Genomic DNA, 13,558 nt, shown 5'->3' on the forward strand with positions numbered 1-13,558 from the left:
CGCCCTTGGGCTCGTTTCGTGCTGAAGGACCGGACGAGGCCGAGGACCGTCGCGGCGTGGGCCTGGGAGAACGGGCTGGTCCCGGTGCGGGAGTAGCGGAGTTCGCGCCACTCCGGCATTCGCTGCTGCGTGAGCGCGTGATTTCGCTGGGTGATTATCCGGTGTGCGGGCAGCGGATTTTCTCCGGTCCCGGAACCGGGTGCGGGAATGTCGAGCGACGGATTTCCCAGGTCAGGAACTCGGTGGCGCCGGTAGGGCGCGTGCAGCACGGCTGTGCTGCGTTCGGTGGCTTGCCTGTTCGCTCGACCGGGGTGACCACTGCTCCTTTAGGGTTAACTATGCAGATTTTTGCTGAGAACTGTGTTAAAGGACTTGTTTAAGGGGTTCTTGTTGGTTTTGTAACAGTGAGGATTCGGCTGTATCGCCGGGCCCGCTTCCGGCGATGGTCATCGTGTTCCGGTTGGACCGAAGGACAGGGGGCGGGAAGTGGTTGACAACGGTGCTGCTTCGAATGAGCGGGGCACTGCGGTGGGGCGTGCGGTGCGGCTCTTCGAGTTCCTCGCCCGGAGCCAGCAGCTCAAGTCGAACCCGGTCCGCACCACCAACGGCTACCAGCTGACCCTGTGGTTCGGCGACCTGCCGGACCACCCCTCGGTCCGGTCCGCGCACCTCGACGTCGCGCCCGAGCCCGGTCGGACGCTGCTGGAGGTCGACCGGGTCCCCCACCAGGACCCGCCGGAACCCGGCGCCGCGCTGAGCCCCTGGCTCGACGGCGACTGGGACGAGCCCGGCGACGCGCCCCGCCTGCGCGAGTCCCTCGGGGAGGACGAGCAGCGCGTCGCGCTCGACGACGTCCCCGAGATCCGCGAGTCGCACACCGCCTGGCTGGAGCGCTGGACCCCCTGGGCCGAGAAGGAGAGGGTGGACAAGCCCGCCCGCGACGTCTACAACGAGCTCTTCCACGCCTACGTCACCGCGACGGGGCACGCCGAGGAGCTCGAACTGGTCATCGGCGTCGGCTGCCTGTCGTGGGCGCCACCCGGCCACCACACCGTCCAGCGGCACCTGGTCACCGTGCCCGCCACCGTCCAGCTCGACGACCTCAGCGGCACGCTCTCCCTGCACCAGGCCGAGGCCGTGGAGGGCGTCACCGTCGAGCTGGACATGCTCGACCCCGGCCTCATCGCGAACCCCGCCCACGTCGTCCAGGTCAAGGCCGAGGCCCGCGAGGTCCACTCCTCCGCGCTGCACCGGGACTCCCTCGGCCACGTGCTGCGCAGGCTCGTGCACGCCCTCGACGGCGACGCCGCCTACCACGGCGACCTGGACGGCAAGCAGCCCGCGACCCGGCACGCCGTGGCGGCGTTCGCACCCGCCCTGATCCTGCGCAAGCGCTCCCGCCAGGGGATCGTGGACATCCTGGACGACGTCGCCAGGCAGCTCACCGACTCCGGCGCGGTCCCGGACGGGCTGCTCCCGCTGGTCGACCCGGACCACCGGCCCGCCGCCGAGCGCTCGCCCCAGCCGGGCGCCCTCGTCCAGCTCGACGAGGAGCCCTTCCTGCCGCTGCCCGTCAACGAGCGGCAGCTGCGCGTCCTGGCCCAAGTCGACGCCAAGGCGCAGACCCTCGTGCAGGGCCCACCGGGAACGGGCAAGACCCACACCGTCGCCGCGCTGCTGTCCCACCTGCTCGCGCAGGGCAAGCGCGTGCTGGTCACCGCGCACACCGACCGCGCCCTCAAGGAGGTCCGGGCCAAGCTGCCCGCCTCCATCGCGCCACTGGCCGTCTCGGTGGTCGGCTCCTCCCGCTCGGACCTGACCGACCTCAAGGTCGCCGTCGAGCGGATCAGCCAGGTCTCGGGCGAGTACGACCACGAGGGCGCGCGCCGGACCGTCGACGACCACCTCGCGGCGATCGACGGGTTGCGGCGCGACCGCGCCGAACTGCACCGGCGGCTGGTGGACGCGCGCGGCCAGGAGGTCGTCGAGCACGAGGTCGGCGGCCACCGGGGCACCCTCGCCGCCCTCGCGCGGCACGTCGAGCACGACCGGGGCCGCTTCGGCTGGATCACCGACCTGGTCGAGGCCGACGGCACGAACCCCTCCCCGGTGGCCGGGGGAGACGTCGCGCGGTGGCACGCACTCCTGCTCGACGAGGCGCTGAACGCCGACGAACCCGAGTCGCGGCTCCGGCTGCTGCCGCTCGCCGACGTGCCGACCCCCGAGGAGTTCGCCGCGCTGGTCGCCGCCGAGCGCCGGGCCATCTCCGCCGAGGAGGGGCACAGCGCCCTGGCCGGGCACTCCGCGTTCGACGCCGTGCGCGGCCTCGAACCGGCCACCAGGGAAGTGCTCCGCCAGCGGCTCAACGGTTTCGCGCGCGAGGCCGAGGACCTGTCCCGGCGCCGCGAGCAGTGGATGGACGGCGCGCTGGCCGACGTGCTCGCAGGCCGCGCCACCCCCTGGCGCTCGCGCGGCGACCAGGTCGCCCAGCTCGTCGACCGCGCCACCCCGCTGGTCGACCGGCTCGGCCCGCTCACCGAGGTCGAGGTCCGCGAGGGCGAGCTGGGCGCGCTCGTCGCGCTCGCAGGCGCGCTGCGCGCGCACGTCGCCGAGGGCGGCAAGCTCAAGACCAACCCGGACGGCTCGCCCAAGGCGGGCGTCCTCGCGCCGAAGCCGGTCAAGCAGGCCCAGCCGCTGTTCCAGGCGGTGCGCGTCAACGGCGTGCCACCGACCTCGGTCGAGCAGCTGGACGCCTTCCTGTGCTGGGCCGAGGCGTGCAAGGTGCTGGGCGCGCTGGACCGGGCGTGGCCGGACTCGGTGCAGGTCCCCGCCGAGGACACCCTGGGCGAGCGGCTCCAGTGGCACGTGACCGAACTGGCGCAGCTGCGCCGGGTCCTGGCGCTGGGGCACGAGCTGGAGGCCGAGGAGCGCGGCCTCGCCGGCCTGGGCCTCCCCCGTCCCAACTGGACGGACCTCGAAGCGGTCCAGACCTACGCGCGGCTGGTCGACGCCGCCGCGGCCTTCGACGCGCGGACCGCCGCGACCGTGCCGCTGCAGGAGGTCGTGCGGACCGCCGACGAGGTGGCGCGGTGGGCGGACGCCGCGCCGTGCGCGCGCGACTTGGCCCGCGCCGCCCTGGAGCGCGACCACGAGGGGTACGCCGGGACCCACCGCAGGCTGGCGAGGTTGGCGGAGGTCGTCCTGGCGGTCCACGTCCGGGACAAGATCGCGGCGGCGCTCGACCGCGAGGCGCCCAGGGTGCTCGCGGCGGTCACCGCCGATCCCGGCGACCCGGCGTGGGCGGACCGGCTGGCCGGGTGGGACGAGGCGTGGAACTGGGCCGTGACGCGGCGCTGGGTCCTGGAGCGAGGCGCCGAGGACGTCAACGCGCTGCAGGCCGAGGTGCTGCGCGTCGACGAGGCGGTGCGCGACAGGGTCGAGCGGCTGGCCGCCGAGCGGGCCTGGGGGCACGCCGTGTCGCCGGAGCGGCTGTCCGGCAAGGCCCGCGCCGACCTGCAGCAGTACGCGCAGCTGGTCAAGCGGCTCGGCAAGGGCACCGGCGTCTACGCGGCCCAGCGCAGGGCCGAGATCAGGGCGGCGATGGAGCGCTGCCGTCCCGCCGTGCCGGTGTGGATCATGCCCGTCTACCGGATCGCCGAGCAGTTCCGGGTCAGGCCGGACATGTTCGACGTCGTCATCGTGGACGAGGCGTCTCAGGCCGGACTGGAGGCGACCTTCCTGCAGTACCTCGCGCCCAAGATCGTGATCATCGGTGACGACCGGCAGGTCTCGCCGTCCGCAGTCGGGGCCGACCAGCAGCAGCTGCGCGACCTCGCCCAGCAGTACCTGTGGGACGACCCGTACCGCGCTTCCTGGCAGGACCCGAAGCGGAGCCTGTTCGACGAGGCCAAGATGCGCTTCGAGGGCATGATCACGCTCGTCGAGCACCGCCGCTGCGTCCCGGAGATCATCGGCTTCTCGAACCGGATCGCCTACGAGCCCGACGGGGTGCGGCTGGTGCCGGTGCGCCAGTACGGGGCCGACCGGTTGGAGCCGGTCAAGCCGGTGTTCCTGGCCGACGGGCACGAGCGGGGCTCGGACTCCTACCGCTACAACCCGGTCGAGGCCGACGCGATCGTCGACCAGATCGAGAAGTGCGTCGCCGACCCGCGCTACGACGGGCTGACCTTCGGCGTGGTGTCGCTGCTGGGCCCCACCCAGGCCAAGGCGATCGAGAAGCGGCTGATGGAGCGCATCGCGCCGGAGGAGTGGAAGGCGCGAGACCTCAGGTGCGGCGACTCCGCCGACTTCCAGGGCTCCGAGCGGGACGTCATGTTCCTGTCGATGGTCAAGGCCAGGTCCGACGAGCCCGGTGGCCGGGTCGTGGCGCAGACGCAGGACATGCACGTCCAGCGCTACAACGTGGCGGCGTCGCGCGCCAAGGACCAGATGTGGGTGTTCCACTCGCTGCGGCTGAGCGACCTGAACAACTCCGAGGACATGCGGTTCCAACTGCTGGACTACTGCTACTCGGTGGCCCGGCGCGGTGAGGACGAGGACGGCGCGCTGCGCGCGGTGGTGCCGGAGGACAAGCGGGTCGAGCCGTTCGACTCGCTGTTCGAGCAGCGGGTGTTCAACCGGCTGGTGGACCGGGGCCACAGCGTCGTCCCGCAGTTCCCGGCGGAGGGGTACCGGATCGACCTGGTCGTGGTGGGGCGCAAGGCCCGGCTGGCGGTCGAGTGCGACGGCGACGCGTGGCACGGGCCGGACGCCTACGAGCGGGACATGGCGCGGCAGCGCGACCTGGAGCGGTGCGGGTGGCGGTTCTTCCGCATCCGCGAGTCGGAGTTCTACGCGGACCGGCCCGCGGTCCTGGCGCGGTTGTGGAACGCGTTGCAGGAGTTGGACATCCACCCGTCGGGGTGGGTGTCGGAGGAGGACGACCCATCCGGTCCCGAGGTGGTGGTCGTGGCGGGGGAGTCGCCGGTCGTCGACCTCGTGGCCGCGGCGCCCGTCGTCCAGCCCGAGCCGGTTGTTCCGGTCGTGGTCCCGGCTGCTCCCGCGCCCGTCGTGGTCGCCCCGGAGCCCGTGGTGGTCCCGGAGCCCGTGGTGGTCGAGCCGGTCGTGGTCGAGCCAGCGCCCGCCCAGCCGGTTCCCGCCCAGCCCGAGCCCGTTGACCGGGCCGCTCGACCGCAGGAGGTCCTCCTCGCGCGGTACGACCCGTTCACCGGCGTCGTCGCCCCGCTGGGGGAGGCGGGCAAGCGCGACCTGATCGACGGCCTGGTGCGCGTCGTGGCCCAGGAGGGCCCGGTGCTGGGCGGCAGGCTGCACACCGCCTACGTCCGGGCGTCGGGCGCGATCAGGGTCACGAAGCAGGTGGCCAGCGAGCTGAACAAGGCGATCGCGCAGGCGGTCCGCGAAGAGCTGCTCGTGGAGGACAACCCGCTGGCCGAGGCCGGCCTCAAGGCGCGCACCTACCGGCTGCCCGACCAGCCGGAGGTCCGCACCCGCGACCTCGGTCCCCGCGCCCTGGAGGAGGTGCCGCCGAGGGAGCTGGTCGCCCTGCTGGACCACGCGGCCACGACGGGCGACAACCTCGACGAGGAGGCCCTGCGCCGCGCGGTCCTGGAACTGCTGGGGTTGAAGCGGCTCACGGACAACGTCAAGAACCGCTTCGAGGCCGTCGCGCCCCTGCGGGGGTGACGGGGCGACCCGGTGGCGGCGCTCGTGCTTCCCGCGCCGCCACCGGGACCTCACCTCACGGCTTCCCCGCCCGCCGGCACGCGTCCGCCCGCTGCTGCAAGAACGCCAGCAACCCGTTCGAGCGGCTCGCCCACGGGTCCGCGTCGGCCTGCGCGCCCAGGATCCGGAACTGCTCCACCGCCTCTGCATGACGCCCGTTGGCGGTCAAGGCGAAGATCGCGTAGCCGCGATCGGTCCGCACCGCCCGAGGCGCGTTGCCCTCCGCCGCCAGCCGGGGCAGCAGCACCTCCAGCGCCTCGCGCACCACCGGCGTCTGCCACGGCGCGTCGTCGTCGCCGTCCTCCCGGTCGGGCAGCTCCTCGGTCGCCAGCATCGGCAGCACCGCCAGCGACGGGTGCGAGCGCATCGCCTCCTCGGCGAACGCCATCATCAGCTCGTCCGACCCGTGCCACTTCGCGCACCAGTACTGCAACGCCTGCACGTGCCCGCCCCGGTGGTGCGGGTCCCTGGCCACCAGCTCGCCCCACGCCTCGCGGAACTGGTCGTGGTCGTAGCCGAGGCCCCTGGCGACCATCACCCGCGCCATCCACGGCGTCGGGTCGTCGGGCAGCAGACCGGCCGCCACGTCCACCGCCTCGTCGGCCTGCGCCAGGAACCGGTGGAAGCCCGCCGCCTGCTCGTCGCTGGTCTGGGCCGCCCTCCGGCTGCCGCGCGCCTGCCACGCCAGGTGCACCAGCGCGATCGAGCGCAGCGAGGCCAGGTCCGGGTTCGAGCCGTCCTTCTCCTGCCAGCGCCTCAGAAACGCCTGGTTCACCTCCACGCACCGCGCGAGCGCGCGCATCACCTCGTCGCGGCGCGCCCAGTCGCCCCTGGTCGACGCCAGCAGCTCGGCGCCCGCCTCCCAGCGGCCCTCGTTCGCCTCGGCCACCGCCCGGTCCAGCTCCGGGTCGGCGGGCGGCTTGCGCGTCACCTGGTCGTTGGGCACGAGCCCCCAGCGGGTGGCGTCGAACTTCTTCAGCAGCAGGGGCGCGAGCACCTCGTCGGGCAGGTCCTCCATCTCGACGCCGCGCTTCGACGCCTCCCGCATGAGCCGCAGGGTGTTCACGAACTTCTTGGGGTGCAACAACAACGACAGGACCACGTGGTGCTTCTTCCTGAACGGCTCGGTGACCGGTGTGAGACGAGGCGCGCACGGGTGGCGCGGCCGATCGCGGGGGAAGTGTGCACCACCGGTCAGCCGCGCGCCAACCGGATTGCGCTCCAGCGGAAGGAGCCGTCAGGCCCCCGGTTCCACCGCCGGGCACCGCGTCCCGTCCTCGGGCACCACCCCGTCCAGCAGGTACGCGTCCACGACACCCCTGGTGCACGCGCTGCGCTGGTACACCCCGTGCCCGCCGCCCTCGTAGGTGACCAGCACCACCGCGCCCCCGGCCTGCCGGTGCGCGTTCAGCGCGCCCGCGAGCGGCGTCGCCGGGTCGTGCGCCCCGTTCAGCATCAGGACCTTCGGCGCGCCGGTGATCCGCAGCGGTCGCTGCGGGTTCGCCACATCCGCCGACCGCCCCAGGCACGTCCCGATCGGCTGGTCGGGCCGCTGCCCGCCGCCCATGTTCGGGGCCACCCGCCGCACGCGCGCGGTCAGCGCGGCGTACTCGCGGAAGTCCCGCACCGGCAACGCCCAGTCCTGGCAGAACACCGCCGGGAACGGCTCCGCCACCACGTCCGCCCCGGCAGCAGATTCCCGTTCGGCCACAACGGTTTCCGGCTCGGCCTCCAACGCCACCAGCAGCTCCGCCAGCGACGCCCACGCGGGCGCGTAGAAGGCCCCGCGCACGTTCTTGCGCAACGCGTCCGCCGTGATCGGCGTGCCCGCGCCGGGCAGCACCAACGTCCCCCGCTCCGCCCGCTCCAGCAACCCCCGCCACACCGCGCCGACGTCCCGCCCGTGCAACGCGCACCCCGACGTCCGCCCGCACCACGCCACGAACTCCTCGAACGCGTCCTCCGCCCCGGCCGCCTCGACCTCGGCGTACCGCCACGTCCCCTGGCTGTGGTCCACGTTGCTGTCGACCACCACCCCGCGCACGCGCGCCCCGTGCCGCTCCGCGTACTGCTGCCCGAGCAACGTCCCGTACGACAGCCCGTAGAAGCTGATCCGCCGCTCTCCCAGCGCGACGCGCAACGCCTCCACGTCCTCCACCACGCTCAGCGTGTCCACGTGGTCGTGCAGCGGCCCGGTCCGCGCCCGGCAATCCGCCTCCAGCTCGGCGTTGTAGGCGGCCAGAGCCGCGAACTCCGCAGCACCACCAGGCGCAACCCGAGGCCGACGCCCCACCACCTCCGCGGAGCACACCACCGCCCCGCTCCGCCCCACCCCGCGCGGGTCGAACCCGACCACGTCGAACCGCGCCAGCACCTCCGGGCTGAACACCCCGTCCGCCCGCAGCACGAAGTCCACCCCCGAGTTGCCCGGCCCACCGGGGTTGACCACCAGCACCCCGATCCGCCGCGCGGGGTCCGACGCGACCCGTCGGGCCACGGCGACCCCGACCCGCCCGTCGCCGGGATCGGCCCGGTCGACGGGCACGGACAGCTCACCGCACTCGACGTCGGCCAGCTCGGGGCAGGGCGCCCAGGAGATGCCGGTGGGGGAGGGGGACGCCTGGGCCGTGCCCGCGAGCAGCACGCTCGCCACGACGACACCCAGCACGCGGACCAGCGGTCGCACAGCACTTCCTCCTTCGGTGGGGGAGTGCTCGGATTGTGCACCCGGCGCGGGGGCGGGATTAAGGGGCGGACGGCGCTTGGTCGCAAACCCGCGAATGGCGGGCGGCGTGCCTTAAGTACTTTATGGATAGTCCACTAAGGACTTTCAAGCCTTTTTGCGACCCGCGCCCCACCCCGTCGGAGCGGATCCGATGTCCCGCAACGACGCCAGGTACGCCATCGGCGGCTCGCCCACCGACTCGGTGAACCGCTTCGCCAGCGCCGCCCGCGACACCCCCGCGCCCGCCGCCAGCTCCGCCACCGTCCACGGGTGCGCCGGATCGGCGTGCAGCAGGCGCAGCGCCAGTGCCACCTCCGGGTCCGCGCGCGCCCGACCGCCACCGTCGAACCACGACCGCAGCGCCGACACCAGCATCAGGTCCACCAACCGGTCCGGCGCGCGCTCGGCAGGCCCCGCCGCCCCGTCGATCACCCCGGTCGGCGGCGCCAGCCGGGCGCTCGGCACCACCACCAGCCGCGGCAGGGCGGTCAGCGGCGCGCCCGTCCCGTCCGCGAACCGGTACACGCCGCTGAGCAGCACCACCGACCCGTCCGACTCCTGCCCCGGCGCGCCGTCCCACTCCCAGCGCAGCTCGCCGCCGTCCGGCGTCGTGGTCCGGCCGCCCGGCAGCACCACCGCGCTCGGCGGGGTCGCCGGGTCGTCGGCCACCGTGTACGGGGCCGGGCCGCGCAGCACGGCCACGTCGCCCTCCGCGATCCGCTGCGGCGCGGCGCCGTCCGGTCGCACCCAGGCCTCGCCGCGCACCACCGCCAGCACGGTCAGCGGGGCGCGCGCGGCCACCCGCACCGACCACGGCGGGTCCAGCAGGGAGCGCACCACGAACGCCCGGTGGGCGCCGGGGGCGTCCAGCAGCGTCGTGAGCACGTCCACGGCGTTCAGCCTAGTCGCGCGCGCGAGTGGCCCAACCGGGCCGCGCGAACGGGTCTGCCCGCCGCTCCGCGTCACCCGGACGGCCGTTTCCCGCCAGCGCCGGACGGCCGCCGTGCGGCAGACTCCCCCGGTGCCCACGACCGAGGTCGAGCTGCGCCTGCCGTTCCGCGCGCCGCTGCTGCCCGACAACCTCTTCGGACACCTCGCCGCCACCGCCGTGCCCGGCGTCGAGGAGTGGCGCGACGGCGCGTACCGCCGCACCCTGCGCCTGCCCGGCGGCCCCGGCGTCGTCGCGCTGAGCCCGCGCCCCGACCACGTCGCGTGCCGCCTGCGCCTGACCGACCCCGCCGACCTGGCCACCGCCACCGCCCGCTGCCGCTTCCTGCTGGACCTGGACGCCGACCCCGCCGAGATCGACGCCGCGCTCTCCGCCGACCCGGTGCTCACCCCGCTCGTCGCCGCCGCGCCGGGCAGGCGCGTGCCCCGCACCACCGACCCGCAGGAGCTGGCCGTGCGCGCCGTCCTCGGCCAGCAGGTCTCCACCGCCGCCGCCCGCACCCACGCCGCCCGCCTGGTGCTCGACCGGGGCGAGCCGGTCGACGACCCGGAGGGCGGCCTGACCCACCTGTTCCCGACGCCGCGCGCCCTGCTGGAGGTGGACCCGGAGACGCTCGCGATGCCGAGGTCCCGCCGCACCGCCCTGCTGAACCTGGCGACCGCGCTGGCGGACGGCCTGGACGTCGGTCCCGGCTGCGACCCCGCCCGCGCCCGCGCGGCCCTGCTCGCCCTGCCGGGCCTGGGGCCGTGGACGGTGGAGACGGTCGCCATGCGAGCCTGGGGCGACCCGGACGCGTTCCTGCCCACCGACCTGGGCGTGCGCGCCGCCGCGACGGCACTGGGCCTGCCCGACCGCGCGGGGGAGCTGGAGCGCAGGTCGCGGCGCTGGTCGCCGTGGCGGGCGCACGCCGTGCAGCACCTGTGGGCGACCGGGGACCACCCGGTGAACACCATGCCGACGTGAGGAGGACGGACGTGGACCGCGTGCACACCACGCTCGACAGCCCGCTGGGCGAGCTGACCCTGGTCGCCACCCCGGAGGGGGCGCTGACCGGGTTGTACGTGTGCGAGCAGCGCTACCTGCCGGAGAGCTACACGTTCGGCGAGCGCGACGACGAGGCGTTCGCGGACGTGGCGCAGCAGCTCGCGGAGTACTTCGAGGGCAGGCGCAGGGAGTTCACCGTGCCGGTGGACCCGCGCGGCACCCCGTTCCAGCGGGCGGTGTGGGAGGAGCTGCGGTCCATCCCGTACGGGGGGACGACGACGTACGGCGCGCTGGCGGTCCGCGTCGGCGCGCCGACGGCGGCCAGGGCGGTGGGGGCGGCGAACGGGCGGAACCCGATCAGCCTGATCGTGCCGTGCCACCGGGTGCTGGGGTCGACCGGGTCGCTGCGGGGGTACGCGAGCGGGATGGAGCGGAAGCTGTGGCTGCTGGAGCTGGAGGGGGCGCGGTGAGAGGTCAGCGGTCGCCGTCCCGGCTGGAGCTCACGAAGCGCTGGTAGACGTCCTCCGAGTCGGACAGCCAGCGGGCCACCAGGCCTGCTCGGTTGCGGACGCCGTAGCGGTCGAAGAGGCGTTGGAGGTGGGACTCCACGGTTTTCGGGGAGATGGCCAGGGATTCCGCGATCTCCCTGCTGGACATCCCCCGTGCGATCAGCGCCAGCACCTCGTCCTGGCGTGCGCTCGTGCGCGTCATGTCGCACCTGCCTCGGCGGTGAGCACTACCCGTTCGGCGACGGTACGGAAGGGGGTTGGGAGCGTCAAGGCGAAAGGGTTTTGCGAGTGGGGAGTCAGGCGTTCGAGTTAACTCTTCAGAGTTAGGTGGGCGCGGGTTCCGGACCCCGCGCCCACCTTTTTTCGATCAGCTGGACCGGTGTCAGTCGACGATGTTGTTCAGGCGCTTGGCCTTGTACTCGTCGCCGCCCAGGCCGTACTTCCTGGCGCGGTGGTCCGTGCCGTGGCCGCCGCGCTGCTCGTAGGCCGTGTACTCGGTCTTCTCCGGGTTGTTCCACTTCTCGAAGATCACCACGTGGCGGTCGGAGATCGCGCCGCCGGTGGAGTCGATGAAGAGGTCGCCCGGCAGCACGTCGGCCACCGCGATGTCGTGCGTGAAGTCCGCGCCTGCCAGTCCCACGGTGTTCGGGCCGGGTGCGGGCAGCTTCGCGGCCATCGACACGTAGCCCGAGCAGTCCTGCCGCCAGCCGTCCCAGTACTGGTCGTTGAAGTACGGCACCTGCGCGCCGTCGTTCGCCGTCAGCCAGCTCGCGGCCCGGTCGAGCAGTTCCTGGCGTGAGACCTGCGGCGCCGCTTCGGCGGACCTGGTGATCGTCGGCGCGGACTGCGCCACCGGCGTCACCGGCGCCGCGATCGCGGTGGAAGCGGCCGGGCCCCCGATCAGCGCGATTCCCAGGAATGCCGCGGCCGTTCCCCTGGTGATTCCCCCTGCGAGCTCCATCGCTCTCTCCCCTGTGCTTCGGTCGTTGTCCCTCGGCCTTGCGGAAACCACTGGACCGGAACCGGGAATTCAAGTCAAAGGTTTAGCGGGCGGATCGGTGGGAAATGGGCTACTTAAGTCGCTACCTGAAGGTGTGAAGAATTGTGGTGTGGCTTACCCATTTCTGGGGGTGGGGGAGGGGGTGGGGGTGGGACGGGGAGAGGGCTGCGGAGCGTGATCAGCGACTCATGTTCCGGGTCGTCCGGTGGGGAGTGGTCGGGTGGTGCGGGGTGTCGACGTCGGTGGAGGGGGTCGTGCGAGGTCAGGGGCTTGAGCGTGGGGGTGGGGTGGGTGCGCGGGAGCGAGGGGAACGGACTAAAAGGACATAGCGCACGGTAATCTCCCGAAACGGAGAGTGGTCCGCGTTGGACTAGGCTCGCGCCGTGCCGATGTTCAGCAAGGTCCTCTCCCTGGTGCCCACCCCGCTGCGGACCTTGGTCTTCCGGTACAGAGAGCTGCTGAAGTTCCTCGTCGTCGGCGCGACGTGCTTCCTGGTCACCACCGGCGTCAACTACGGGCTGAAGTTCACCGTCCTCAACGGCAAGCCGGTGACCGCGCTGGTGATCGCCACGATCATCGCGACGATCGTGTCCTACGTCCTCAACCGCGAGTGGTCGTTCAACACCAGGGGCGGGCGGGAGCGGCACCACGAGGCCGCGCTGTTCTTCCTCATCAGCGCCGTCGGCATCGGGCTGAACTCGTTGCCGCTCGTGGTGTCCCGCTACGTGTTCGGGCTGCGGGTGCCCGAGGTGAGCCTGCTCGTGCAGGAGGCGGCGGACTTCTTCAGCGGCATGATCCTCGGCACGCTGATCGCGATGGTGTTCCGCTGGTGGGCGTTCCGCCGCTGGGTGTTCCCGCAGCGGGACGAGAGCGCGAACCGGCCGGTGCGCAGGCGCGTTCGCGGGCGGGCGCGGTCCGGGGCGCACCTCGACCGGGCGGCCTGAGCGCGTCGCGTGGTCGGGCGCCGGGGGTTCCCGGCGCCACGGGACACCACGGGATCAGCTCCGCACGACCACCCGGTCGGCCAGCTCCTGGGGCAGCTCCAGCTTCGCCGCGAGCGCCGGGTCGATGGGCAGCACGACCTCCCGCAGCGCCGGGAACAGCCGCAGGCAGTCCACCACCGCGCGGCGCATCAGCTCGTCCACGACCTCGGGGTTGTCGTCCCACAGCTCCTGGAACTCGTCCTCGTCGTCCGCCGCCGCGACGTCCTTGCGGAACGTCCTGGCCGCGCGCGACTCGGCTGCCGCGAAGTCCTCGTCCGCCAGCTCCAGGTCCAGCGCCGAGGTGGACTCGTCGACCACCGACAGCAGCCGCCGCACGGTCGCCTGCGACAGGTCGCCCTGCGCCAGCACGGCCCCGATCACGGCCAGCGCGGGCGGCGTGGCGGACCAGACCGTGCCCTGGTGCACGACGGCCGAGGACAGGTGGTCCAGCGCCGCGCGGATGTCCCCGCCGTCCACCAGGGCGCGCAGGTGGCCCGGCGTGTCGGCGGCGCTCCCGTACGCGTGGAACAGGGTGGACCAGGGTGTTTCGGTGATGAACGCGTGGATCGCGTCCGGTTCGGGCAGTCTCACCTCCGCAGTGTCGCACCGGGCCGGGCGGCGGCGATCTCAGGGGGCGGGCACCGCGGGTGATCATCCCGGTGCGGT

General features: G+C 73.3%; 10 protein-coding genes. 4 read left to right on the forward strand and 6 right to left on the reverse strand.

What is annotated here, in order from left to right; genetic code table 11:
- The first annotated feature begins 540 nt into the window (after positions 1–540).
- Positions 541–5,703 (forward strand): PDDEXK-like endonuclease domain-containing protein, encoded by a 5,163-nt coding sequence (locus LV78_RS18110; RefSeq protein WP_253846439.1) that lies wholly within the window; start codon positions 541–543, stop codon positions 5,701–5,703.
- Positions 5,704–5,758: 55 nt separating this feature from the next.
- Here the strand turns inward: LV78_RS18110 and LV78_RS18115 are convergent, their stop codons facing one another.
- The 3 genes from LV78_RS18115 to LV78_RS18125 form a co-directional block, all read right to left on the reverse strand.
- The gene (locus tag LV78_RS18115; protein ID WP_253846440.1) at positions 5,759–6,844 is read right to left on the reverse strand and encodes a DUF4034 domain-containing protein; all 1,086 of its coding nucleotides are present in this window, start codon (positions 6,842–6,844) and stop codon (positions 5,759–5,761) included.
- Between the two features lie 135 nt (positions 6,845–6,979).
- The gene (locus LV78_RS18120) at positions 6,980–8,428 is read right to left on the reverse strand and encodes an alpha/beta hydrolase (protein WP_253846441.1); all 1,449 of its coding nucleotides are present in this window, start codon (positions 8,426–8,428) and stop codon (positions 6,980–6,982) included.
- Between the two features lie 144 nt (positions 8,429–8,572).
- A complete protein-coding gene (locus LV78_RS18125; protein WP_253846442.1) occupies positions 8,573–9,358 on the reverse strand; it encodes a cupin domain-containing protein in 786 nt (261 codons plus the stop codon).
- A gap of 130 nt (positions 9,359–9,488) precedes the next feature.
- Here LV78_RS18125 and LV78_RS18130 point away from each other — a divergent pair, with 130 nt between their 5' ends.
- On the forward strand, positions 9,489–10,379 hold the full coding sequence (locus LV78_RS18130) for an AlkA N-terminal domain-containing protein (RefSeq protein ID WP_253846443.1): 891 nt from the start codon (positions 9,489–9,491) through the stop codon (positions 10,377–10,379).
- The gene (locus LV78_RS18135; protein ID WP_253846444.1) at positions 10,376–10,870 is read left to right on the forward strand and encodes a methylated-DNA--[protein]-cysteine S-methyltransferase; all 495 of its coding nucleotides are present in this window, start codon (positions 10,376–10,378) and stop codon (positions 10,868–10,870) included. Before LV78_RS18130 ends, LV78_RS18135 begins: the two co-directional genes overlap by 4 nt.
- 4 nt (positions 10,871–10,874) lie before the next feature.
- Here LV78_RS18135 and LV78_RS18140 read toward each other — a convergent pair whose 3' ends face one another.
- A complete protein-coding gene (locus LV78_RS18140; protein WP_253846445.1) occupies positions 10,875–11,111 on the reverse strand; it encodes a response regulator transcription factor in 237 nt (78 codons plus the stop codon).
- A 180-nt stretch (positions 11,112–11,291) separates the two neighbouring features.
- Entirely contained in the window at positions 11,292–11,870 is a 579-nt protein-coding gene (locus LV78_RS18145; RefSeq protein WP_253846446.1) for a C40 family peptidase, read from the reverse strand.
- Between the two features lie 428 nt (positions 11,871–12,298).
- Here LV78_RS18145 and LV78_RS18155 point away from each other — a divergent pair, with 428 nt between their 5' ends.
- Positions 12,299–12,853, forward strand: a complete 555-nt coding sequence (locus LV78_RS18155; RefSeq protein ID WP_253846649.1) for a GtrA family protein — start codon at positions 12,299–12,301, stop codon at positions 12,851–12,853.
- Between the two features lie 54 nt (positions 12,854–12,907).
- Here the strand turns inward: LV78_RS18155 and LV78_RS18160 are convergent, their stop codons facing one another.
- Positions 12,908–13,483 (reverse strand): hypothetical protein, encoded by a 576-nt coding sequence (locus LV78_RS18160; RefSeq protein ID WP_253846447.1) that lies wholly within the window; start codon positions 13,481–13,483, stop codon positions 12,908–12,910.
- Positions 13,484–13,558: the final 75 nt, after the last annotated feature.

Origin of the sequence: Actinosynnema pretiosum, from assembly GCF_024171695.1 — a bacterium.
Classification (GTDB): domain Bacteria; phylum Actinomycetota; class Actinomycetes; order Mycobacteriales; family Pseudonocardiaceae; genus Actinosynnema; species Actinosynnema pretiosum.

Bases quoted from the DNA above. Each gene is read 5' to 3' on its own strand.
- LV78_RS18140 (WP_253846445.1), bottom strand. From the start codon at position 11,111: ATGACGCGCACGAGCGCACGCCAGGACGAGGTGCTGGCGCTGATCGCA.
- LV78_RS18145 (WP_253846446.1), bottom strand. From the start codon at position 11,870: ATGGAGCTCGCAGGGGGAATCACCAGGGGAACGGCCGCGGCATTCCTG.
- LV78_RS18155 (WP_253846649.1), top strand. From the start codon at position 12,299: ATGTTCAGCAAGGTCCTCTCCCTGGTGCCCACCCCGCTGCGGACCTTG.